Origin of the sequence: Streptomyces sp. JJ66 (assembly GCF_019303495.1) — a bacterium.
Taxonomy (GTDB): domain Bacteria; phylum Actinomycetota; class Actinomycetes; order Streptomycetales; family Streptomycetaceae; genus Streptomyces.
The window spans coordinates 1-23434 of sequence record NZ_JAEVFI010000005.1; the positions used below are offsets into that span (position 1 = coordinate 1).

The 23434-nt window shown below is 73.2% G+C and carries 20 protein-coding genes and 1 tRNA gene; 17 read left to right on the forward strand and 4 right to left on the reverse strand.

Going from position 1 to position 23434, the window contains the following annotated elements; translation table 11 throughout:
- Nucleotides 1-507: 507 nt before the first annotated feature.
- The 3 genes from JJV70_RS04815 to JJV70_RS04825 form a co-directional block, all read right to left on the reverse strand.
- Complete coding sequence (locus JJV70_RS04815) at nt 508-768, reverse strand: hypothetical protein (protein WP_219046443.1); 261 nt, start codon at nt 766-768, stop codon at nt 508-510.
- Nucleotides 769-778: 10 nt separating this feature from the next.
- Complete coding sequence (locus JJV70_RS04820; RefSeq protein WP_219046444.1) at nt 779-1492, reverse strand: TetR/AcrR family transcriptional regulator; 714 nt, start codon at nt 1490-1492, stop codon at nt 779-781.
- Between the two features lie 114 nt (nt 1493-1606).
- Nucleotides 1607-2548, reverse strand: coding sequence for a diiron oxygenase (locus JJV70_RS04825; RefSeq protein ID WP_219046445.1), 942 nt, complete (start codon nt 2546-2548; stop codon nt 1607-1609).
- Nucleotides 2549-2835: 287 nt separating this feature from the next.
- Between JJV70_RS04825 and JJV70_RS04830 the strand changes: the two genes are divergently transcribed.
- From JJV70_RS04830 to JJV70_RS04850, 5 genes are all read left to right on the forward strand, one after another.
- A complete protein-coding gene (locus JJV70_RS04830) occupies nt 2836-3954 on the forward strand; it encodes a ferritin-like domain-containing protein (protein WP_219046446.1) in 1119 nt (372 codons plus the stop codon).
- A 53-nt stretch (nt 3955-4007) separates the two neighbouring features.
- A tRNA-Arg gene (locus JJV70_RS04835) sits at nt 4008-4079 on the forward strand.
- A gap of 401 nt (nt 4080-4480) precedes the next feature.
- Entirely contained in the window at nt 4481-5860 is a 1380-nt protein-coding gene (locus JJV70_RS04840; protein ID WP_219046447.1) for a DUF2254 domain-containing protein, read from the forward strand.
- A 722-nt stretch (nt 5861-6582) separates the two neighbouring features.
- Nucleotides 6583-7602: a LysR family transcriptional regulator gene (locus JJV70_RS04845; protein ID WP_219046448.1), complete on the forward strand. Its 1020-nt coding sequence runs from the start codon at nt 6583-6585 to the stop codon at nt 7600-7602.
- A 208-nt stretch (nt 7603-7810) separates the two neighbouring features.
- The gene (locus JJV70_RS04850; protein ID WP_219046449.1) at nt 7811-9172 is read left to right on the forward strand and encodes a carbohydrate-binding protein; all 1362 of its coding nucleotides are present in this window, start codon (nt 7811-7813) and stop codon (nt 9170-9172) included.
- Nucleotides 9173-9281: 109 nt separating this feature from the next.
- Here the strand turns inward: JJV70_RS04850 and JJV70_RS04855 are convergent, their stop codons facing one another.
- Nucleotides 9282-9956: a DedA family protein gene (locus JJV70_RS04855; protein ID WP_219046450.1), complete on the reverse strand. Its 675-nt coding sequence runs from the start codon at nt 9954-9956 to the stop codon at nt 9282-9284.
- A gap of 358 nt (nt 9957-10314) precedes the next feature.
- On the opposite strand from JJV70_RS04855, the gene JJV70_RS04860 reads away from it, so the two are divergent.
- The 12 genes from JJV70_RS04860 to JJV70_RS04915 all read left to right on the forward strand — a co-directional run bounded on the left by JJV70_RS04860 (nt 10315) and on the right by JJV70_RS04915 (nt 23381).
- Nucleotides 10315-10845, forward strand: coding sequence for a PleD family two-component system response regulator (locus tag JJV70_RS04860; protein WP_219046451.1), 531 nt, complete (start codon nt 10315-10317; stop codon nt 10843-10845).
- Between the two features lie 49 nt (nt 10846-10894).
- Nucleotides 10895-11677, forward strand: a complete 783-nt coding sequence (locus JJV70_RS04865; protein WP_219046452.1) for a DALR anticodon-binding domain-containing protein — start codon at nt 10895-10897, stop codon at nt 11675-11677.
- 15 nt (nt 11678-11692) lie between these two features.
- On the forward strand, nt 11693-13084 hold the full coding sequence (gene lysA / locus JJV70_RS04870) for a diaminopimelate decarboxylase (RefSeq protein ID WP_219046453.1): 1392 nt from the start codon (nt 11693-11695) through the stop codon (nt 13082-13084).
- A gap of 143 nt (nt 13085-13227) precedes the next feature.
- Nucleotides 13228-14529, forward strand: a complete 1302-nt coding sequence (locus JJV70_RS04875) for a homoserine dehydrogenase (RefSeq protein WP_219046454.1) — start codon at nt 13228-13230, stop codon at nt 14527-14529.
- A gap of 5 nt (nt 14530-14534) precedes the next feature.
- Nucleotides 14535-15623 (forward strand): threonine synthase, encoded by a 1089-nt coding sequence (thrC, locus tag JJV70_RS04880; RefSeq protein ID WP_219046455.1) that lies wholly within the window; start codon nt 14535-14537, stop codon nt 15621-15623.
- A gap of 340 nt (nt 15624-15963) precedes the next feature.
- Nucleotides 15964-16947: a homoserine kinase gene (gene thrB / locus JJV70_RS04885; protein ID WP_219046456.1), complete on the forward strand. Its 984-nt coding sequence runs from the start codon at nt 15964-15966 to the stop codon at nt 16945-16947.
- Between the two features lie 369 nt (nt 16948-17316).
- Entirely contained in the window at nt 17317-19398 is a 2082-nt protein-coding gene (rho, locus tag JJV70_RS04890; RefSeq protein WP_219046457.1) for a transcription termination factor Rho, read from the forward strand.
- A 374-nt stretch (nt 19399-19772) separates the two neighbouring features.
- A complete protein-coding gene (rpmE, locus tag JJV70_RS04895) occupies nt 19773-19991 on the forward strand; it encodes a 50S ribosomal protein L31 (protein WP_219046458.1) in 219 nt (72 codons plus the stop codon).
- A gap of 107 nt (nt 19992-20098) precedes the next feature.
- On the forward strand, nt 20099-21169 hold the full coding sequence (gene prfA / locus JJV70_RS04900; protein ID WP_219046459.1) for a peptide chain release factor 1: 1071 nt from the start codon (nt 20099-20101) through the stop codon (nt 21167-21169).
- Between the two features lie 33 nt (nt 21170-21202).
- Nucleotides 21203-22084, forward strand: a complete 882-nt coding sequence (gene prmC / locus JJV70_RS04905) for a peptide chain release factor N(5)-glutamine methyltransferase (protein WP_219046460.1) — start codon at nt 21203-21205, stop codon at nt 22082-22084.
- Entirely contained in the window at nt 22084-22731 is a 648-nt protein-coding gene (locus JJV70_RS04910) for an L-threonylcarbamoyladenylate synthase (RefSeq protein ID WP_219046461.1), read from the forward strand. Before prmC ends, JJV70_RS04910 begins: the two co-directional genes overlap by 1 nt.
- Nucleotides 22728-23381 (forward strand): protein-tyrosine-phosphatase, encoded by a 654-nt coding sequence (locus tag JJV70_RS04915; protein WP_219046462.1) that lies wholly within the window; start codon nt 22728-22730, stop codon nt 23379-23381. The genes JJV70_RS04910 and JJV70_RS04915 overlap by 4 nt, the downstream gene beginning before the upstream one ends.
- Nucleotides 23382-23434 lie beyond the last annotated feature (53 nt).

Here is a 23434-nt window from a genome sequence, read left to right on the forward strand (position 1 = left end):
GGGCGAGGCAGGCGCGGCGGGCGCGGACGGCGCGCCGGACACGGCCGGGGCGGGCGCGGACGGGGCGGACGGCCCGGACGAGGCGGCAGGGGACGGCGGTGCGGGCGCAGGTGCCGCCGTGGCCGGGAGCGGCGTGGGCCGCAGCGGTCCGGTGAGCGCCACGACCACCGCCGTGGCGGCACACACTCCGCCGATCCGTCGCCCGCGCCGACCCGTCTTCGGGGCGCCACGTGCCGCACGTGCTGACACGGCCTCACCTCCCACGTTCTACAAGAGGGGATGCACCCGCCGCGCAGTCATATTGTCGTCAGGAAGCTGGGCGATTCGGCCCAGTGAAATCACCCGCCCAGGGAGCGGTGCGCCCGCCACCGACGGCTCGCCCGCCTGCCGCCCGCGCCGATGCGGACCGTAGGCCGCGCTGCGGCACCCACGCCCCGCTAGGCCGCCGGACGCGCGAGCCCACCGGGAGCCCGCGCGTCGCGAGCGGGGCGCACCGGAGCCCGGGCCTCAGCGTCCGGACCCCCACGGCCAGCGCACGCGCGGCGGCCGCCCCTGTGGCGCGTAGACGTACCGCCAGCCACGCGGCAGCCCCAGCTTGCCGGTTCCCGCGGGCTCCAGGCGGTAGGCGTGGACGAGCGGCGGCCCGCCCCCGGCGTCGGGTACCGGCACCTCGTACCACTTCGGCGGGCGCCCCGTCGGGCCGACCAGTACCTCCAGCACGCGTCCGTCCAGCGGTCCGCCGACGAACACCGTCTCCTCGCTCCTCACCGGACCAGTCTCACAGCAGATGTTCGGCGCTGGCCACGACGGGCAGGACGCGGCGCGTCAGGACACCGGCGGGGCTGTCGCGGTTCTCCTGCGCGAGCGCCCGCCGCACGACGTCCGCGCTTTCCTCGTCCTGAACGGCGGTGGTCAGCAACTGCGCGATGAACTGGTCCACGAGCCAGTCGCGCAGCTCCGCGCGCGGCGGCTGCTTGCCCTCGTCCAGCCAGATCAGCGACGCCGCCTCCACCCCGGCGATCCAGGTGCGCAGCGTCAGCCGCACCCGGGTGGCCGTCGGCGGCACCTGGAGGTGCAGGGCCAGCGTGTCGGCCGCCGCGCGCCGCACCTCGTCCACGATGGCGGTGGTACGGGAGGTCTCGGCGACGCTGCCGCCCGCGAGCAGTGCGGTGAACCCGGCGGCGTGCTCCTCCACAAAGGCCAGGTAGCGGTCGAGCACGTTGACCAGCCGCAGCGACGGCGGCCCGGCGGGCGGCTCCTCGAAGCAGCCCTCCAGCAGGTCAGCGGCACCGCGCAGCGCGGCCTCGTACAGCTGCTGTTTGCCGCCGGGAAAGTAGCGGTAGACCAGCGGCCGGGACACCCCCGCCTCGGCGGCGACGTCGTCGAGGGTGACGTCCTCGGGCGCGCGGTGCGCGAACAGGCCGAGCGCGGTCGCGATCAGCTGGCTGCGCCGTTGTTCCACGCTCAGTCGTCGGTAGGCCGGGGCGGACATGGCCGCAGCGTAACCGCCCGGGTCCCGGTCAGCCGTTAGCGGGCCGGTCAGGCGTCCGGAGCCCGGGCGTCAGGCGTCCGGAGCCCCCGGGCGTCACGCGGGTGGGCCAGCAGATCAGGCCAGCAGGCCGGAGCTCTTCCACAGACGCCGCCCGGTACCGCGCAGCACGCCGATCTCGTCCAGGAAGCCGGTCAGCCGCCTGGCGCCGGACTGCATCACCTCGCGCCGGTGCGCGCTGGCCTTGACCTGTGCCACCGCCTCCCGGCGGTCCAGCCCTACGTCGGTGTAGACCTGCGGGTTGACGAAGGCGAGGGAGAAAACCCGGGCGGCCTCACCCGAGCTGAGCCGGGTCAGTTCCCGCTCCCAGCGCGGCGCGGTGACCATCTGGCGGCGCAGCTCCTCACGCGCGTACCGCACATGCCGCGCCTCCTCCACCACGTGGATGCGCGTCACCCCACGCACCAGTGGCTGCACACGTTCGTCGGGGAAGGTCAGCCGTTGCATCCAGTCGAGGATCTCCTCGCCCAGCAGCGTCGCGGCGAAGGAGCCGGGCGTGGTGGAGACCGTCTTCAGCACCCGCGCGAGGTTGTGGTGCAGCCTGCGCACGGGATAGGCGGGGGCACCAGCGCGCTCGATCATGCGGGCGAACATCATCGAGTGGCGGCACTCGTCGGCGATCTCCGTCAGCGCGTACCGCACGTGTCGGCTGGTCAGCGGTTTGTCGTAGATGTGCCGCACGAGCAGCTGCATCAAGATCACCTCGAACCAGACGCCCAGCGAGGCGAGCGAGGCGGCCTCGTGCCGGGCCAGCTCCCGTTGCTGCTCCTCGGTCATCCGCCGCCACATGGGGGTGCCGTAGAGCGACACCAGCTCCGGTGGCCAGAACCACTTGCCCGCTTCGAAGGGCGCGTCCCAGTCCAGCTCCGTGTCCGGATCGAAGGAGTGCTTGCGGGAAGACTCCAGCAGGCGCTCGGCGATCTGCTCACGGTCCTTGAGCTGGCCGAGCGCGTCGTGGAGGAGGGTGAAGTCGGTCCCGGTGTCGGAAACTGCGGTCATGGGGCACCTCACTGCGGTACGGGAGCGCGGCGCTGGTTACCGGCGGTCACGCCTGTGGTGCTTTTATGAGACAGCGTGTCAGCAACGACGTCAACCCCTCATTCGCGACGTGTTGACCGCCGCCGCGAACCCGTGTGACCCTGCCACCAAACTCCTGCTCTCCACGTCTAGTTGACGAAGATACCGCCCTGCGGGGCCACGCGGGTCGCCCGCACGCGTGCGCAGCGCCCGCCGCCGGCGGTGAACATCCGCCCCCCGTCGCACCATGAGGCTCCACGGAGGCACCCATGTCGACGCACGACCTGTACGCGAAGGCCCCCGACGCCCCCGGCTGGCAGGTCCCCGCCACCGGCGCCGCCCGCTTCACCTGGGATTACGACGACGGCCGCGACCGCCTCCTGGCCCTCTACCAGAAGGGCAAGGACAAGCAGTGGGACGGCGCCCGGCGTATCGACTGGGACCAGGACGTGGACCCCTACGACGCCCTCGGCCTCCCCGACGAGGCCCTGGCCCTCCACGGCACCCCGCACTGGGACCGCCTGGCCCCACGGGACCGCGCCGAGCTGCACCGGCACGTCGCCTCCTGGCAGTTCAGCCAGTTCCTGCACGGCGAGCAGGGTGCCATGATCTGCGCCGCCCGTATCGTCGAATCCGCCCCCGATCTCGACGCCAAGTTCTACTCCGCGACCCAGGTCATGGACGAGGCCCGGCACGCGGAGATCTACGCCCGCTTCCTGCACGACAAGCTGGGCCTGGTCTACCCGGTCAACGACAACCTCCAGACCCTCCTCGGCGACACCCTGCGCGACTCCCGCTGGGACCTGCCCTACCTCGGCATGCAGGTGCTCATCGAAGGGCTGGCCCTGGCCGCCTTCGGCATGCTGCGCGACGTCACCGACAAGCCGCTGCCGCAGCAGATCCTCGCCTACGTCATGCAGGACGAGGCCCGGCACGTCGCCTTCGGCCGCATGGCCCTGCGCGACTACTACCGCCAGCTCACCGACGCCGAACGCCGCGAGCGCGAGGACTTCGTCATCGAGGGCTGCTACCTGATGCGCGACCGCCTGAAGGGAGCCGAGGTGCTGGAGAACTTCGGCATCCCGCCCCGCCTCGCCGACACCTACAGCGAGCAGTCCGCCTACCTGCGCCTGTTCCGCAAGCTGCTGTTCAGCCGCATCGTGCCCTGCGTCAAGGACATCGGCCTGTGGGGCGAACGCCTCCAGCGCGCCTACCTCGACCTCGGTGTCCTCGACCTTGGTGACGCCAGCCTCGACGCGCTGATGACCCAGGACGAGGAGATCGCCGAGCGCCTGGACGCCAGCCGCTTCGCCGCCGAGGAAGCCGCCCGCCGCGCCGAGGTCACCGCCACGATCACCACCGCCGCCACCGGGGAAACGGGTTCCTGACCACGCCGCACGAGCTGGTAAGGTTTGACCCGTCGCCGCCACCAGGCAGCCACGCCCCCGTAGCTCAGGGGATAGAGCAACGGCCTCCGGAGCCGTGTGCGCAGGTTCGAATCCTGCCGGGGGTACTTGCAGGTCGGTAAGCCGTATCGAGGCTCTGGCCAGGGCAGGAACCCACGAGAACGGGTGGTACTCAGTCTCACCGAGTACCACCCGTTGTCGTTCATCCTCGACGCTCGCGACTCACCCTCACCCCTGTCCCGCCCCCTCCAGTGCGGCGGTGATCATGCGGTTCGCGGGCCTCTCCTCAGGGCCGCTGGCTACGCGTCAGGGTGCCGCGCCCTGACGGCTGAACCGTCGCGTACCAGGGCACGCTCGGCGGGACGGGATGCTCTGGGGCAGCGTTTTCCCGTGTGCTGGGCTCGTCATGGCCGGTAGCGTGAGACCGTGGTTGATGTCGCGCTGCCTGCTCCCTCCCGCTGTCCCCAAGGCCCCTTCGGGCTGTCTGGTCGTCCTGTTGGTGCTGCCGGTGAGTGACACGCTCCGGGCGCAGCTGTGGCCGCTGCCGACGCTGGGTGTCGGGCTCGCCGTCGTCGCGGGCGTGGGGATGCCGCGGGTGGACAAGCGTATCCAGTACGACATGCCCGCCGGGCTGGACGATTACCTCTTCGGCGGCAACGCGGATGCCGCGCGCTCGGTCCTGGGGGCCATCGCTGGCTCCATGATCACGGTCACAGCGCTGACGTTCTCGCTCACGGTGCTGACGCTGCAACTGGCCAGCAGCCAGTTCTCCCCGCGCTTGCTGCGGACCTTCGCCGCGGACCGGTACGTCCAGACGACTCTGGCACTCTTCCTCGCCACGTTCACGTACGCCCTGACCGTATTGCGCACCGTGCGCACCGGGGAGGACGGGCGGACCGGCTTCGTCCCTCAGGTCTCCGTCACGGTGGCCTTCATGCTCACGCTGACCAGCGTGCTCGCCCTGGTGCTCTTCCTATCGCATCTGGCGCGCGAGATCCGCATCGAGACGATGATGAGCAGCGTCCACACCGCCGCGCAGCGCACGATCCGCCGCGTCTTTCCAGCGGAGCCGCAGGAGCCGGACGCTCCGGAGGGCGGGGGTGAGCCGCACGGGAGTCACGCCGCCGGGGACCCTCGTGGCCTCCCGCCGGAACCGCCCGCGAACGCGCTGCTCCTGACCGTCGGAGCGTCCGGTTTTCTGACCGCTGTGGACGAGGGGACACTGCTGCGGGCTGCGGTGGAATCCGACGCCGTCGTGTTCATCAACCGCTCTCCCGGCAGTTCTCTGATCACCGGCACGCCCGTAGGCGCCGCCTGGCCACGCGACGGGGGGTCATTCGCGCCCGATATCCCGGCACGCTTGACGGCGGATGTCGCCGGGGCGCTGACCACCGGACCCGAACGCACCGACCGTCAGGACGTCGCCCTGGGGCTGCGGCAGTTCGCCGACGTCGCGGCCAAAGCCCTCTCCCCGGGAGTCAACGATCCGACGACCGCCGTCCATGCCCTGTCTCATGCCTCCGCGCTGCTGTGTGAGCTGGCACGGCATGACCTCGGCCCCCGCTTGCTGTGTGACGACGATCAGCAGATCAGGGCGGTACTGCGACGCCCGGACCTGGAGGACCTGCTGGACCTGGCGGTGGCCCAGCCGATGCGCTACGGCGCTGCCGAACCCGCTGTCCTGTCCCGTATCGCGATGCTGCTGCGCGAACTCGCCTGGAGCGTTGCCCCCGGACGGCAAACACCCGTCGCCGCCGCGCTCACCCGGTTGCGTGCCACCATCGACGCCCAGGACTTCCACCCCGCTGAGCGCCTCCAGCTCACCGAACTGACCGAGCTCGTGGACCAAGCGCTGGCCGGGCAGTGGCCGCTCGGCCCGACCCCCTGACCGCGGCACCGCGCGGGCCGAAACCCACCCGTCGGGCCGCGCCCAGCACCCTGTCGCCGCAACTCAGACCGCTCCGGACGCGGGCGATGAGGATGGCGCTCGCGCGGACGGCGCGGGCGCAGGCTCCGGAGCGGCCTGGGCAGACCGTATCCCGGTCCTGCCCGCCCTGACCCTGCTTACCGGTGTCGTGTGGCTCACGCTCATCGCTCTCCGCCAGCGGCACCTTGAACACCCGCTGATCGGATTTTCCCTGTTCCGTGACCGTGTCTTCACCATCGCGATCACCCCCCGGTCTGCTACCGCTGGCAGCGTGGTCGGCGGCGGCATACGCGACAGAAATCAATACCTTCAGCGCAGTTCAGTTCACCCCCTGCCGCGCTCACAGCGGTCGTCACTCTGGGGCGAGCATGCCGGACGGTCTGCCCGTCCGGCGCGTTAGCCATACCCCCTCGGTCCCCGGGTTACTTCCGACGGCCTCGCCCCGGGCACCCGGGATGGCATGGCCGCGCGGCACCGGCCCCACTGGCGGATCGGGGCTGTCCGGGGCGCCGGCCCCTCGCCCACGCGGGCCGGAAGCGCACCCCGGGCGGCGCCTGACGGCTCGCGGCACGAGCGCTCACGCCGCCCGCACCTTCGCACCTTGACGCGCGTGCGGTTCCCGCGTGCTGCTGGTCGCCGCACGAGCCTTGTCGGTGAGGTGTGGTCTGGACCAAGCTCGGGGGATGGAGCTGGAATTGCGGCACTTGCGAGTGGTCCGCGCGGTGGCCGAGGCGGGCAGCCTGACCAAGGCCGCCTCAGCGCTGGGCGTCGCGCAACCGGCACTGAGCGCCCAGCTCAAGCGGGTGGAGCGCATGCTCGGCGGGCAGCTGTTCGAACGGTCGCGGCAGGGTGTGCGGCCCACGGCGCTGGGGGAGTTGGTACTGCACCGTACCCGGGTGGTGCTCCCGGCCGTCGCGGCGTTGCAGGAGGAGGCCGTGCGGTTCGCGCGCGGGGGCGGGCAGGCACGGGGCTTCCGGCTGGGCGGGACGCACGGGCCGCTGCTCGGCGGGCTGGTGGACCGGCTCGCGTCCGCGCACCCGGGCGTGCCGGTCACCACGCAGACGTCGTGGTCGGAGCGTGTGCTCGCCGAGGCGGTGCGCGCGGGGCGGCTGGACTTCGCGCTGGCCGGAGCCTGCGGGGACAGCGCGCCACCCGGGGTGGAGGGACTCGTGTGGCGGGTGGTGGCCGTCGATCCCGTCTTCGTCATGCTCCCGGAGGATCACGTGCTGGCCGGGCGGACGGAGATCGCCCTCGCGGAACTGGCGGGCGCGACGTGGACCGACGTGCCCGGGGACGGATGCTTCGCCGACTGTTTCGCCGCCGCCTGCGCCCGCGCCGGGTTCACCCCGGCCGGGGTGTACGAGACGGACACCGCCGCCTGCGTCCACCTAGTGCGGGTGGGTCGCGCGGTGGGGCTGTGCCGGGCCACCTTTCCCCCGACGCCGGGCCTGGTGACGCGACCGCTCGCCGGGACGCCGCTGTCCTGGCGGCACCTCATCGGCTGGCACCCCGACGCGGCGTCCGCCTGCGCCGGGGTGCCAGCCCCGGCCGTGCTGGGCCACGCCCGCGCCGCGCACGCCGACGCCGCCGCCCGCAGCGCCAGCTACACCGCCTGGCTCACCCACCACCCGGACGGAGTCCGGGGCGTCCCCGCCATGCCCCCGCCCCCCGCCGGGCCGTCGCCGTGCACCGGGCTGGAGTGACCGCCGGGCCACCGCCGTCCGCCGGTCAGTGCCGCCGTCAAAGCCGTGCGCCGGGCCGGTGGTCCCGTGCGGAACCGGGCCGTCCGGTGGCGCCGACCCGGGTGAGGCGGTGGTCATAACGCCAGGGCAGGGGCGAACTGGTCTCTCCTCTGCTTGACGTGCTCACGGCTAGCGTTTCGGGCACCCCCCGAAACCGAGGAGATGACTCATGCTCCACAGATCCGTCAAGGCCGCCTGCGCCGCCGTGCTGGCGGTCGGCGCACTGTCGGCCACCGGGCTTCAGGCCACCGCGGCGGCCGATCCCGCCCCGGCCTCCACCCCGTCCGCCTCGGCCGACGTCGATCCGCGCCTGCTGGACGCGTTGCAGCGCGACCTCGGCCTCACCGAGGCCGGGGCCCGGCAGCGGCTCGCGGCCGAAAGCCGGGCCACCGCCGACGCCCGCACCCTGAGCACCGCGCTCGGTGACACCTTCGCGGGCGCCTGGGTCAGCGGGGACGACGCCCACCTGACCGTCGCCACCAGCGACCCGGCCGACGCCTCGCGCATCACCGACGGGGGTGCGCGGGCCCAGGTGGTCCCGCACGGACTGGCCGAGCTGGAGGCCGCCAAGGCCACCCTGGACGCCGCCGCGCTGGAGGAGGCGCCCGCCGCCCGCGTCTGGTACATCGACGTCACCACCAACACCGTGGTCGTGCACGCCCCGGACCCGGCCGACGCCCGCGCCTTCGTGGCCGACAGCGGCGCCGACGCCAGCCTCGTCCGTGTCGTCGCCTCCGATGAGGCGCCGCGTCCGCTGTACGACCTGCGCGGCGGCGACGCGTACTACATGGGCTCCAGCGGCCGGTGCTCCGTCGGCTTCCCGGTGACCCGCGGCACGCAGCAGGGCTTCGCCACGGCGGGCCACTGCGGCCGCGTCGGCACCACGACCTCCGGCTACAACCGCGCCGCCCAGGGCACCTTCCAGGGCTCGTCGTTCCCCGGCAACGACTACGCGTGGGTGGCCACCAACAGCAGCTGGACGGCGACGCCCTACGTCAAGGGCTCCGGCGGCCAGAACATCCAGGTCACCGGATCGACCCAGGCTCCGGTGGGCGCGTCCATCTGCCGCTCCGGTTCCACCACCGGCTGGCACTGCGGCACCATCCAGCAGCACAACACCTCCGTCACCTACCCGGAGGGCACCATCACCGGCGTGACCCGCACCAGCGTGTGCGCCGAGCCCGGCGACTCCGGCGGCTCCTACATCTCCGGCAGCCAGGCCCAGGGCGTCACCTCCGGCGGTTCCGGCAACTGCCGCACCGGCGGGACGACGTACCACCAGCCGGTCAACGAGATCCTGTCGGCCTACGGCCTCACCCTGAAGACCACCACCGACCCGGGTGACCCCGGTGACCCGGGCGACCCGGGTGACCCCGGCGACCCGCCGGGCGGCACGTGGGCGGCGGGCACGCAGTACCAGGCGGGTGACACGGTCACCTACGGTGGCGCGACCTACCGCTGCCGCCAGGGTCACCGCGCGCAGACGGGCTGGGAGCCGCCGAACGTCCCCGCACTCTGGCAGCGCGTCTAGAACCAGTAAGAACCCGCGAGCACGGCACGGGCGCGGGCGGCCGGAACCATGTGGGGATGCGTTCCGGCCGTCTCCGGCGCCCGCGCCGTGCTCGCGGCGCCACCCCGGGTCAGGTGCGGCGGTGGCGGCCGCCGCTCCCGGAGCGGGCGGGCTTGACCAGCAGCCGACGGCCGACGAACACGACGACGGCGACGACGACGGCCGCGAGCACCACCTTGGAGAACACGCCGACGTAGTTCTCCACGACGTGCCACTGGTCACCGAGCCAGTAGCCCGCCAGCACGAGCACGCTGTTCCAGATCGCGCTGCCCAGCGACGTCAGCACCAGGAACAGCAGCAGCGGCATGCGCTCCACACCGGCGGGCACCGAGATCAGGCTGCGGAAGATCGGCACCATGCGCCCGAAGAAGACGGCCTTGCGGCCGTGCTTGGCGAACCACGCCTCCGTCTTCGCCAGGTCGGAGACCTTGACCAGCGGCAGCCGCGCCCAGATCGCGTACATCCGCTCCCGGCCCAGCAGCGCCCCCAGCCAGTACAGCGCGGTGGCCCCGACAACCGAACCCAGCGTCGTCCAGAACAGCGCGGAGGCGAGGCTGAGCACCCCCTGGCCCGCGGCGAAGCCGGTGAGCGGGAGGATGATCTCGCTGGGCAGCGGCGGGAACAGGTTCTCCAGGGCGATGGCGATGCCTGCCCCGGGGCCGCCCATGGCTTCGACCAGGCCGGTCGCCCAGCCCGCGATGCCGCCAGAGGGTTCGCCCTCAAGGGCCAGAGTGACGGAATGCATGCAGTGCCTTTACGCCTCGGAGTTCCGGCTTACCCACCGCAGAACCTAAGGTGCCGAAGCGGCCACCCCTACGGCGGGGTGCCTCGGTGGACGGTCAGGGTCCTCACCCCCAACGCCTTCCGCATAACGGTAGTTCCCCACGCGGGTGGCAGGGCGCACGCGGGCGGCAGCGCGCTGGTGCCGGGCGGCGGCGGGCTGACCGGCACCGGCTGGGAGACCGGGCCGCGCTCCGGCCAGAACGGTACGTGCGTCAACTGCCCGGCTCCAGGGCCGAATCGCCGCGCGCGGGAGCGCCGCCGTCGGGGACGCGTGACGTACGCCCGCCCGCCGCCACCGGCCCGGCGCCGAGCACGCCGCGATGCGGGAGCGGACCGAAACGGGCAAACGCCGGACGGGGCGACGGCGCGCCGCCTACGCTGGCCGAGTGGCAGGTGCATCCGGCCGGGTGCTCGTCGTGGACGACAGCGCGGTGATCCGGCAGCTGATCACGGTCAACCTGGAGCTGGAGGGCTTCGAGGTGCTGACCGCCACCGACGGTGTCGCGTGCCTCGACCTCGCCCACCGCGTCCGCCCTGACGTGATCACCCTCGACATCGTCATGCCGCACCTGGACGGGCTGCGCACCGCCGAGCGCCTGTACGCCGACCCGCGCACCCGGCACGTCCCGGTCGCCGTCGTCAGCGCCCGCACCCAGCTGGGTCCGGCGCGCGGGGTGGACGCCTTCCTGCGCAAGCCCTTCGACCCGGCCGACCTGGTCCACCTGGTGCGCCGCCTGGCCCGCCCCGGCGTGCGCGGGCGGCGCGGGGCCTGGCCGTCAGGGTCGTCAGGACCACCAGGCTCGTCACCCTCGGTGGCCGGAAATGCGGAGCGGGTGGCGCGGCGTCCCTGAGGGTGAAACGGATTCGCCCCACCGCACCGGCGTCCCTAACCTGGCTTCCGTGACCCCCGACCAGCTCACGCGCACCCTGCACGCCGCCCTGCGCCGTGCCGTGGCCGCCGGGACGCTGCCCGGGCCCGCCGCGCTGCCGCCGAAGGTCACCCTGCGCCGTCCGCCGCACGGGGACGCCGACTACGCCTCCAACCTCGCCCTGCGCCTCGCGCCCGCGCTGGCCCGTCCCGCCCGCGAGGTCGCCGCCGTGCTGCGCGCCCAGCTGGCCCACGCGCCGGGCCTGGCCGCCGTCGAGGTCGCGGGCCCCGGTTTCCTCAACCTCACCCTGGACGCCGACGCCCGGCCCGGCATCGTCGCCGCGCTGCTGGCCCGCCCCGCACCTCAGCGGCTTCCCGAGGACCCGGCCCGCGACGCCACCCGATGGGCGCACCTCACCGGCGCCCCGCTGACGTACGCCCGCCGCGCCCACAGCCCCCTGTTCCGCGTCCAGTACGCCCACGCCCGCACCCGGGCGCTGCGCACCGGCGCCCGCGCGCTCGGCTTCCGCGCCGCACCCGGCCCCGGCACCGGCCGCGCCGAGCAGGCGCTCACCGCCCTGCTGGCCGACGCCGACCGGGTGGCCGCACGCCGTGACCCCGCCGCCCGCGCCCGGCACCTGGTGCACACCGCGGACGCCTTCCTCGACGTCTTGGAGGCGCACCCCGTGCTGCCCAGCGGCGACGAGAAACCCGGGGCCGCCCACCGCGCCCGCCTGGCCCTCGCCGAGGCCACCGGGACGGTGCTGGCCGGCGGCCTGACCCAGCTCGGCATCAGCGCACCCGAACACGTCTGAGGAACCGAAGAGACCATGAGCCGTTCCGCCCACCCCGCCGGGCCCCGTCACGCCGACGTCCTGCCCGAGGCCCACCACGCCCCGCCGCCCGCTGACCTCAACGCGCTCGACCCCCGCGTCTGGCCGGGCACCGCCGTCCGTGACGACCGTGGCGTGCTCACCGTCGGCGGCCTGCGCGTCACCGACCTGGCCGAGGAATTCGGCACCCCCGCCTACTTCCTGGACGAGGCCGACTTCCGCGCCCGCTGCCGCGCCTGGCGCGACGCCTTCGGCCCGGACGCCGACGTTTTCTACGCGGGCAAGGCGTTCCTCTCCCGCGCGGTGGTGCGCTGGCTGCGCGAGGAGGGCCTGAACCTGGACGTGTGCTCCGGCGGCGAGCTGGCCACCGCGCTGGCCGCCGGGATGCCGCCCGAGCGCATCGCGCTGCACGGCAACAACAAGTCCACCGCCGAGCTGCGCCGCGCGATCGAGGCCGGGGTGGGCCGCATCGTGCTCGACTCCTTCCAGGAGATCGCCCGCGTCGCCCACCTCGCCGCACAGCGGGGCGTACGGCAGAAGGTGCAGCTGCGGGTGACCGTCGGCGTCGAGGCCCACACCCACGAGTTCATCGCCACCGCGCACGAGGACCAGAAGTTTGGCATCCCGCTCGCCGACGGGCAGGCCGCCGAAGCCGTGCGGCGGGCCCTGAAGCTGGACGGGCTGGAGCTGGTCGGCGTCCACTCGCACATCGGCTCGCAGATCTTCGACACCTCCGGATTCGAGGTCGCCGCCCACCGCGTCGTCGCCCTGCTGGCCGACGTGCGCGACGAGCACGGCGTCGAACTCCCGGAGATCGATCTCGGGGGTGGCCTGGGCATCGCCTACACCCCCGAGGACGATCCCAGCGCGCCGCAGGACATCGCCGCGTCGCTCACCGACATCGTGCGCCGTGAGTGCGAGCTGGCCTCGCTGGCCGTGCCCCGGCTGTCGGTGGAGCCGGGACGGGCGATCGCCGGGCCGACGACGTTCACGCTGTACGAGGTGGGCACCGTCAAGCCGCTCCCGCACCTGCGCACGTACGTCAGCGTGGACGGCGGCATGTCGGATAACATTCGCACCGCGCTCTACGACGCCGCGTACTCGGTGACGCTGGCCTCCCGCACCTCCACCGCACCGCCGATGCTGAGCCGGGTGGTGGGCAAGCACTGCGAGAGCGGCGACATCGTCGTGCGCGACGCGTTCCTGCCCGCCGACCTCGCCCCCGGCGACCTGCTCGCTGTCCCGGCGACCGGCGCGTACTGCCGCTCGATGGCCAGCAACTACAACCACGTGCCGCGCCCGCCGGTCGTGGCCGTCGCCGACGGGACGGCCCGCCCGATCGTCCGCCGGGAGACGGAGGAAGACCTGCTGCGGCTCGACGTGGACTGAACGGCTGGGCGCCTCCAGCGCGGGGTGCACGCAGAGTGAGAGACACATTTCACATGCTGGACCCGGGGCGGAATCCCGGGTCCGGTGCGTGAGACTGGTGAGCGAAGTACACACCGTGCCGAGAGGCTGAGAGGCGAGGTCAGATGATGCGTACGCGTCCGCTGAAGGTGGCGCTGCTGGGCTGCGGAGTGGTCGGCTCCGAGGTGGCGCGCCTGATGACGACGCACGCGGAGGACCTCGCCGCCCGCATCGGGGCCCCCGTGGAGCTGGCCGGGATCGCGGTGCGGCGGCCCGGCCGGGTGCGCGAGGGCGTGCCGGAGCACCTGGTCACCACCGACGCCCAGGGCCTGGTCGCCCGCGAGGACGTGGACGTCGTGGTGGAGGTCATCGGCGGCCTGGAACCCGCCCGCTCGCTGATCACCACCGCCTTCGAGCACGGCGCCAGCGTGGTGTCCGCGAACAAGGCGCTGCTCGCCCAGGACGGCCCCACCCTGCACGAGGCGGCCGAGAAGCACGGCGTGGACCTGTACTACGAGGCCGCCGTCGCCGGTGCGATCCCGCTGGTGCGCCCGCTGCGCGAGTCGCTGGCCGGGGACAAGGTCAACCGCGTCCTGGGCATCGTCAACGGCACCACCAACTTCATCCTCGACCGCATGGACACCCTGGGCGCCGGCTACTCCGAGGCGCTGGAGGAAGCCACCGCGCTCGGCTACGCCGAGGCCGACCCGACCGCCGACGTCGAGGGCTTCGACGCCGCCGCCAAGGCCGCCATCCTCGCCGGGATCGCCTTCCACACCCGCGTCGGCCTGGACGAGGTGCACCGCGAGGGCATCACCGAGATCACCGCCGCCGACATCGCCTCCGCGCGCCGCATGGGCTGCACCGTCAAGCTGCTGGCGATCTGCGAGCGGGCCGCCGACGGCCGCTCGGTCACCGCCCGCGTCCACCCGGCGATGATCCCGCTGGCCCACCCGCTGGCCTCGGTGCGCGAGGCGTACAACGCGGTGTTCGTGGAGGCCGAGGCCGCCGGGCAGCTGATGTTCTACGGCCCCGGCGCGGGCGGTTCGCCCACCGCCTCGGCCGTACTCGGCGACCTGGTCGCCGCCTGTCGCAACAAGGTCGGCGGCGCCCGCGGGCCGGGCGAGTCGGCGTACGCGCAGCTGCCGGTCAGCCCGATGGGTGAGGCCGTCACGCGCTACCACATCAGCCTGGACGTGGCCGACAAGTCCGGCGTGCTGGCCCAGTGCGCGCTGGTCTTCGCCGAGCACGGGGTGTCCATCGACACCGTCCGCCAGCAGGGCAAGGAGGGCGTCGAGGGCGACGCCTCCCTGGTCGTCGTCACTCACCACGCCTCGGACGCCGCGCTCGCCGCCACCGTCGAGGCACTGCGCGCCCTGGACACCGTCCACGGCGTCGCGAGCATCATGCGGGTCGAAGGGGAATGAACAGCATGTCCGCAACCGCCAACCCCGTCCGCCCGGCCACCCACCAGTGGCGCGGGATCATCGAGGAGTACCGCGACCGGCTCCCGGTCAGCGACGCGACGCCGGTGGTCACCCTCGGCGAAGGTGGCACGCCGCTGGTGCACGCGCAGGTGCTCTCCGAGCGCACCGGCTGCGAGGTGTACCTGAAGGTCGAGGGCGCCAACCCGACCGGCTCCTTCAAGGACCGTGGCATGACGATGGCGATCTCGCGCGCCCGGGAGGAGGGCGCCAAGGCCGTCATCTGCGCCTCCACCGGCAACACCTCCGCCTCGGCCGCCGCCTACGCGGTGCGCGCGAGGATGGTGTGCGCGGTGCTGGTGCCGCAGGGAAAGATCGCACTCGGGAAGATGGGTCAGGCCCTCGTCCACGGCGCCAAGATCCTTCAGGTGGACGGCAACTTCGACGACTGTCTCACCCTGGCCCGTGGCCTGTCCGACAACTACCCTGTCGCGCTGGTCAATTCGGTCAACCCGGTGCGCATCGAAGGCCAGAAGACGGCCGCCTTCGAGGTCGTGGACCGCCTCGGCGACGCCCCTGACCTGCACATCCTGCCCGTCGGCAACGCCGGGAACATCACCGCCTACTGGAAGGGCTACCAGGAGTACGCCGCCGACGGCGTCTCCTCGCGCACCCCGCGCATGTGGGGCTTCCAGGCCGCCGGTTCCGCGCCGATCGTGCGCGGCGAGCCGGTGAAGGACCCGCAGACCATCGCCACCGCCATTCGCATCGGCAACCCCGCGTCGTGGAAGCTCGCCGAGGCCGCGCGGGACGCGTCCGGCGGCCGCATCGACGAGGTGACCGACCGTCAGATCCTCGCCGCCTACCGCCTGCTGTCCTCCCAGGAGGGCGTGTTCGTGGAGCCCGCGTCCGCCGCCTCGGTGGCCGGGCTGCTCAAGGCCACCGAACAGGGCCTGGTGGACTCCGGCCAGCGCATCGTGTGCACGGTCACCGGGAACGGGCTGAAGGACCCGGACTGGGCCGTCGCCGGTGCCCCGCAGCCCGTCACCGTCCCGGTCAACGCGGCCGCCGCCGCGGCCCGGCTCGGCCTGGCCTGACGCCGCCCCGACCGCGGCCGGGTGACCGGCCGTGGCGGGCCGTCCGGCCGCTACGGAAGCTCAGCCTGGCCCGGCGCGTGGCCGGGCTGAGCCGCCCGCACGCCGCCCCGGCGGCCCGGGAGCACGGGCAGGAGGACGACACGCATCGTGCGCCGCTTGTGCGCCCTGTGTCGCGACGGAAGCTTCCTTCGCTAGGCTGTCCCCAGCCCCCGCCCTTCGCGCACGCCTGTGCCATGGGCCGGCCCATGCCGCGTGTCCCCACACCACGCGCGGCGCCGCTTCCCACGGCGGCAGAGCCGGGGCTTCGCTCCATCCACCAACCAAGGAGAGTCACCGCCAGATGGCCGGTCCAGCGTTCCGCGCCGCCGCCGTCCGGGTCCGGGTGCCCGCCACCAGCGCCAACCTCGGGCCCGGCTTCGACGCCCTCGGCCTGTCCCTCGGCCTGTATGACGACGTCGTGGTCCGGGTCGCCGACTCGGGGCTGCACCTCGACATCGCGGGCGAAGGCGCCGACACCCTGCCCCGGGACGAGAGCCACCTGCTCGTGCGCTCGCTGCGCACCGCCTTCGACCTGCTCGGCGGGCAGCCGCGCGGCCTGGAGATCGTGTGCGCCAACCGCATCCCGCACGGCCGTGGCCTGGGCTCATCCTCGGCCGCCATCTGCGCCGGGATCGTCGCCGCCCGCGCGGTGACCACCGGCGGTCCCGAGAAGCTGGACGACACCGCCCTGCTGGAGCTGGCCACCGAGATCGAGGGCCACCCGGACAACGTCGCCGCCTGCCTGCTCGGCGGCTTCACCCTCGCCTGGACCGACGGCGGCGCGGCCCGCGCCATCCGGATGGACCCGGCGCCCGGCGTCGTCCCGGTCGTCTTCGTGCCCGGCAAGCCGGTGCTCACCGAGACGGCCCGTGGCCTGCTGCCGCGCACCGTCCCGCACGTGGACGCCGCCACCAACGCGGGCCGCGCGGCCCTGCTCGTCGAAGCGCTCACCCGGCGCCCGGAGCTGCTGCTCCCCGCCACCGAGGACCGGCTGCACCAGGAGTACCGGGCGCCCGCGATGGCCGAGAGCGTCGAGCTGATCAGCCGGCTGCGCGCCGAGGGCGTCCCGGCGGTCATCTCCGGCGCCGGGCCCACGGTGCTGGCGCTGGCGGAGGAGAAATCGGCCGGCCAGGCCGAGGAGATCGCCAGGGCGGCGGGCGCGGGCTGGACCGCGAACCGCCTGGCCCTGGACCTGGGGGGTGCGGCGGTGCTGCCGCTGACGGACGCGCACGGCGCCCCGCAGGGCGCCGGGGAACCGCGTCCGCGCACCGGCCAGGGGCAGTGACACGATTGTCTGGTCCGGACTGGGGGAATGTTTGGAAGAGCCGGCAGTGTTAACCTCAAGTCTGCATCCGCAGCCGTACCGGTGCGGTGCACGCGTCCCCTTCCGGGGCCACTCTTTCTTCCGGGAGCCATCCACACTGTCCGAGCAGCATGCCGAGCAGTGCCGAGCCTGCCCCGGAACCGGCGCGAACCTCGCAGGTCAGCCTGTCGCGCCAAGCGCCACACACCTTTGTGACGCGTTTGATTCTCCGCCGTACGCACAGGCGGGACCACCGCCCCGGCCCGGTCCACCGATCCAGGACCGCAGCCGGACAGCACGACCGGTCGCCGAGCCTGACAGGCCGACGTCCGCTCCAGGGAAGGACCCTTCGTGAGCGACACCACCGATCTGATGGGCGTGAACGCCGACGCGCCCGCCACGGACGCCTCTGCCGCGCCTGCCTCCGGTGCTCCCTCCGGCACCGCCGGACGGCGGCGCCGCTCCGGCACCGGCCTTGAGGGCATGGTCCTGGCGGAGCTGCAACAGGTCGCCTCTTCTCTCGGTATCAGGGGCACCGCGCGCATGCGCAAGAGCCAGCTGATCGAGGTCATCAAGGAGAAGCAGGCCGCCAGTGGCGGCGCAGCGCCCACCTCCGGCGGCGACGGCGCCCCCGCGCCGGATGCCGCCGAGACCAAGCCCAAGCGCCGGACCACCTCCAAGGCCCGCACGGGCGCGGACGAGGCCGCGGACGGCGCCGGGAAGACCGACGGCGCCGATGGCCGGGAGCGGTCCGCGCAGCAGCAGATCGACATCCCCGGCCAGCCGGCCAGCGACGACCCGCAGGGCGGCGCCACCCGTCGCGGCCGGGTCCGCGCCGACCAGCCGGCCGACGGCACGGCCCAGGCCAGCGCCGACACCGCCGAGGGCAAGGCCGCTCCGGCCAAGGACGCCGACGCGAAGCCCGACACCGGCAAGGGCGAGCCCAGGGCCGAGGCCAAGGGCGACACCGGCAAGGGCGACGCCCGGCAGGGCCAGGGCCAGCAGGGCCAGGGCGGCGGCCAGGGCCAGGGCGGCGGCCAGGGTCAGGGCGGCCAGGGCCAGCAGGACCGCCAGTCCAAGCGCGAGCGCCAGCGTGGCCGCAAGGGCGGCGACGGCGGCGGCAAGGGCGACGGCGGCCAGAACCAGCAGCAGGGCGGCGGCCGTCAGGGCAACCGCGACAACCGTGACGATGACGACTTCGACGGCGGCCGCCGAGGTCGCCGGGGCCGCTACCGCGACCGCCGGGGTCGCCGGGGCCGCGACGAGCAGTTCGAGCCGCAGATCGCCGAGGACGACGTCCTCATCCCGGTCGCCGGAATCCTCGACATCCTCGACAACTACGCCTTCGTGCGCACGTCCGGCTACCTGTGGGGGCCGAACGACGTGTACGTCTCCCTCGCCCAGGTCCGCAAGAACGGCCTGCGCAAGGGCGACCACGTCACCGGTGCAGTGCGCCAGCCCCGCGAGGGGGAGCGCCGCGAGAAGTTCAACGCGCTCGTGCGGCTGGACTCCGTCAACGGCATGTCGCCCGAAACCGGCCGTCAGCGCCCGGACTTCACCAAGCTCACCCCGCTCTACCCGCAGGAGCGCCTGCGCCTGGAGAACGACCCCGGTGCGCTGACCACCCGGATCATCGACCTGGTCTCGCCCATCGGCAAGGGGCAGCGCGGTCTGATCGTGGCCCCGCCGAAGACCGGTAAGACCATGATCATGCAGGCGGTGGCCAACGCCATCACCCGCAACAACCCCGAGTGCCACCTGATGGTCGTCCTCGTGGACGAGCGTCCGGAAGAGGTCACCGACATGCAGCGGTCGGTCAAGGGCGAGGTCATCTCCTCGACCTTCGACCGCCCCGCCGAGGACCACACCACGGTCGCCGAACTGGCCATCGAGCGCGCCAAGCGCCTGGTGGAGCTGGGCCACGACGTGGTGGTCCTGCTGGACTCCATCACCCGCCTCGGCCGCGCCTACAACCTGGCGGCCCCGGCCTCCGGGCGCATCCTGTCCGGTGGTGTGGACTCCACGGCCCTGTACCCGCCGAAGAAGTTCTTCGGCGCCGCCCGCAACATCGAGGACGGCGGCTCCCTGACCATCCTGGCCACCGCGCTGGTCGAGACCGGCTCGCGCATGGACGAGGTGATCTTCGAGGAGTTCAAGGGCACGGGCAACATGGAGCTCAAGCTCGACCGCAAGCTCGCCGACAAGCGGATCTTCCCCGCGGTGGACGTGGACGCGTCCGGCACCCGCAAGGAGGAGATCCTCATGGGCAGCGACGAGCTGGCCATCGTGTGGAAGCTCCGCCGCGTGCTGCACGCGCTGGACCAGCAGCAGGCGATCGAGCTCCTGCTGGACAAGATGAAGCAGACCAAGTCCAACGCCGAGTTCCTGATGCAGATCCAGCAGAAGACGCCGATGCCGGGCAACGGCGACTGAGGGGGCAGCTCCGCCCCCTCACCCCCCGAAGGGCCGCCCTCGCCGGGTGGCCCTTCGGCCCTTTCCGGAGCAAGTGCCCTGCCCCGCACCTTGGCAAGTGCCCTGTCCCGTACCTTCCCGAAACTGGGGCTCACACCCCCCGGGAGCGACTTCGCCCCTGTCCTCACCCGCCGGACGGGCTGAATCGCGCAAGGGACGAAACGGGGGCACCCCGCGCCGTCGGTCCGCCCAGCTGAACGCGGCCCGGAATAGCGGTGAGCGGGAGCGCGTTTTGAAGGTGCGGCCCCAGTAGTGGCAGACTGGTCCGTCGGCCCCGGTTCACGCCCCGCGTCCGCGACGGCGACCCGGCGCCCTCCCGATCCCTAGGAGACACCGTGAAGCGCGACATCCACCCGGAGTACGTCGAGACCCAGGTCAGCTGCACCTGTGGCGCGTCGTTCACCACCCGTAGCACCGTCAGCGACGGCACCATCCGTGCCGACGTGTGCTCCGAGTGCCACCCCTTCTACACCGGCAAGCAGAAGATCCTCGACACCGGTGGCCGCGTGGCCCGCTTCGAGGCCCGCTTCGGCAAGAAGAGCGCGGCCAAGTAGCGACGTTCAGCGCCGGTTCCCGGCCCGCCGCCCGGCGGGTGCGGGACCGGCGCTTTGTCGTCGTCACCGCCAGCCCACCCCCTTCCCGCACCCAGAGGAACCTGACGATGTTCGAGGCGGTCGAGGAACTGATCGGCGAACACGCCGACCTCGAAAAGCAGCTCGCCGACCCGTCGGTCCACGCCGACCAGGCCCGGGCCCGCAAGCTCAACAAGCGCTACGCCGAGCTGACGCCCGTCGTCGCGACCTACCGGAGCTGGAAGCGCACGGGCGAGGACATCGACACCGCCCGCGAGCTGGCCGCCGACGACCCGGAGTTCGCCGGGGAGGTCAAGGAGCTCCAGGCGCACCGCGAGGAGCTGACGGACAGGCTGCGCCTGCTGCTCGTCCCGCGCGACCCGAGCGACGACAAGGACGTGATCCTGGAGGTCAAGGCGGGGGAGGGCGGCGACGAGTCGGCCCTGTTCGCCGGGGACCTGCTGCGCATGTACCTGCGCTACGCCGAGCGCCAGGGCTGGAAGACGGAGATCATCGAGGCCACCGAGTCCGACCTCGGCGGCTACAAGGACGTCCAGGTCGCCGTGAAGGCCAAGGCGAACGCCGAGCCGGGCCAGGGGGTGTGGGCGCGGCTGAAGTACGAGGGCGGCGTGCACCGCGTGCAGCGCGTGCCGGCCACCGAGTCCCAGGGCCGCATCCACACCTCCGCCGCGGGCGTACTGGTGCTGCCGGAGGCCGAGGAGGTGGACGTCGAGATCAACCCGAACGACCTGCGTATCGACGTCTACCGCTCGTCCGGCCCGGGCGGCCAGTCGGTCAACACCACCGACTCCGCGGTGCGCATCACCCACGTGCCCACCGGCATCGTCGTCTCCTGCCAGAACGAGAAGAGCCAGCTCCAGAACAAGGAGCAGGCGCTGCGCATCCTGCGCGCCCGGCTGCTGGCCGTCGTCCAGGAGGAGGCCGATCGGGAGGCGTCCGACGCGCGCCGCAGCCAGGTCCGCACCGTGGACCGCTCCGAGCGGGTGCGCACCTACAACTTCCCGGAGAACCGGATCTCCGACCACCGCGTGGGCTTCAAGGCGTACAACCTTGACCAGGTGCTCGACGGCGAACTCGACGCGGTCATCCAGGCGTGCGTGGACGCCGACTCCGCGGCCAAGCTGGCCGCGGCGAGCTGAGCGGGCACACATCGGGACGGGTGAGGAACAGCGATGCGGCAGTCTCCCGGGGGCCGCGCCCCCTCTCCGCGCAGTGTGCTGCTGGCGGAGGTCGCGCAGGCCACGCAGCGGCTGGCCGACGCGGGCGTCCCCTCGCCCCGGTTCGACGCCGAGGAGCTGGCGTCGTTCGTGCACGGCGTCAAGCGCGGTGAGCTGCACCAGGTCGCCGACGCCGACTTCGACGCACGCTACTGGGAGGCCATCGCCCGGCGCGAGGCCCGCGAACCGCTCCAGCACATCACCGGGCGCGCGTTCTTCCGCTATCTGGAGCTGGCGGTCGGACGCGGGGTGTTCGTGCCGCGTCCGGAGACGGAGTCCGTGGTCGGCTGGGCGATAGACGCCGTGCGGGCCATGGATGTCGCCGAGCCGCTGATCGTGGACCTGTGCACCGGCTCCGGCGCCATCGCGCTCGCCCTGGCCCAGGAGGTGCCGCGTTCGCGGGTGCACGCCGTCGAGCTGGACGAGGGCGCGCTGCACTGGGCGCGCAAGAACACCGACGGCACCCGGGTGCGGCTGCACCACGCCGACGCCCGCACCGCGCTGCCGGAGCTGGACGGCCAGGTGGACCTGGTCATCTCCAACCCGCCCTACATCCCGCTCACCGAGTGGGAGCACGTCGCCCCCGAGGCCCGCGACCACGATCCGCAGCTGGCCCTGTTCTCCGGCGAGGACGGCCTGGACCTCATCCGGGGCCTGGAGCGCACCGCGCACCGCCTGCTGCGGCCCGGCGGGCTCGTCGTCATCGAGCACGCCGACACCCAGGGCGGCCAGGTGCCGTGGATCTTCACCGAGGACCGGGGCTGGGCCGACGCCGCCGACCACCCCGACCTGAACAACCGCCCCCGATTCGCCACAGCCCGCAGGGAGGTGCCGTAATGGCACGGCGCTACGACTGCTCCGACCCCACCGACCGCCGGACCGGGCTGCGCGAGGCCGCCGCCGCCGTCCGCCGCGGCGAGCTGGTCGTGCTGCCCACCGACACGGTGTACGGGATCGGGGCGGACGCGTTCGCCCCGGAGGCCGTCGCCGACCTGCTTCAGGCCAAGGGACGCGGCCGGGGCATGCCCTCCCCGGTGCTCGTCGGCTCCCCGAACACCCTGCACGGGCTGGTCACCGACTTCTCCGAGTCCGCCTGGGAACTGGTGGACGCCTTCTGGCCCGGCGCGCTCACCCTCGTCGCCCGCCACCAGCCCTCGCTGACCTGGGACCTGGGGGAGACGCGTGGCACCGTCGCCGTGCGCATGCCGCTGCACCCGGTGGCGATCGAGCTGCTGACCGAGGTCGGCCCGATGGCCGTCTCCTCGGCCAACCTCACCGGCCACCCGGCCCCGCAGGACTGCGACGCGGCACAGGAGATGCTGGGCGACTCCGTCGCCGTCTACCTCGACGGCGGCCCCACCCCCGACACCGTGCCGTCCTCCATCGTTGACGTCACCGGAACGCAGCCGGTGCTGCTGCGCGCCGGGGCCCTGAGCGCCGACGAGCTGCGCAAGGTGGTCCCCGACCTCAAGGAGGCCAGTTGACCGCGCCCGAAGGGCGTGGCATAGCGACCCCCACCGAGGCCGGTACGCCCTTCCGCATCCTGCACGTCTCCACCGGCAACGTCTGCCGCTCACCCATCACCGAGCGGCTGACACGGCACGCCCTGGCGGCCCGGCTGGACGGGATGGCCGCCGGTGGCCTGCTGGTGGAGAGTGCCGGGACGTGGGGGCACGAGGGCGCGCCCATGGAGGAGCACGCCGCCACCGTCCTGGCCGACTACGGCGCCGACGCCACCGGCTTCACCGGCCGCGAGCTGCTGGACGAGCACGTCATCCGCGCCGACCTGGTGCTGACCGCCACCCGCGACCACCGGGCGCAGGTCATCTCCATGGGGCACTCCGCGGGGCTGCGCACGTTCACCCTGAAGGAGTTCACCCGGCTGGTGGGCGCGATCGACGCCGCGAGCCTGCCGGACCCGGCCTCGCCCGGCGGCGTCGCCGAGCGGGCCCGCGCCCTGGTCCAGGCCGCAGCCGCACTGCGCGGCTGGCTGCAGGCTCCCACCGCCGAGGCGGACGAGGTCTACGACCCGTACGGGGCGCCCATCACCTACTTCCGCAGCGTCGGCGAGGAGATCAGCCGCGCGCTCGACCCCGTGGTGACCGCGCTCACCGGGGTGCCCGCCCCGGCGTAGCCGCTGGGCGGGGGACGCAACCAGCCAGCCGCGTCGCCGTGTCCTAGTCTGTA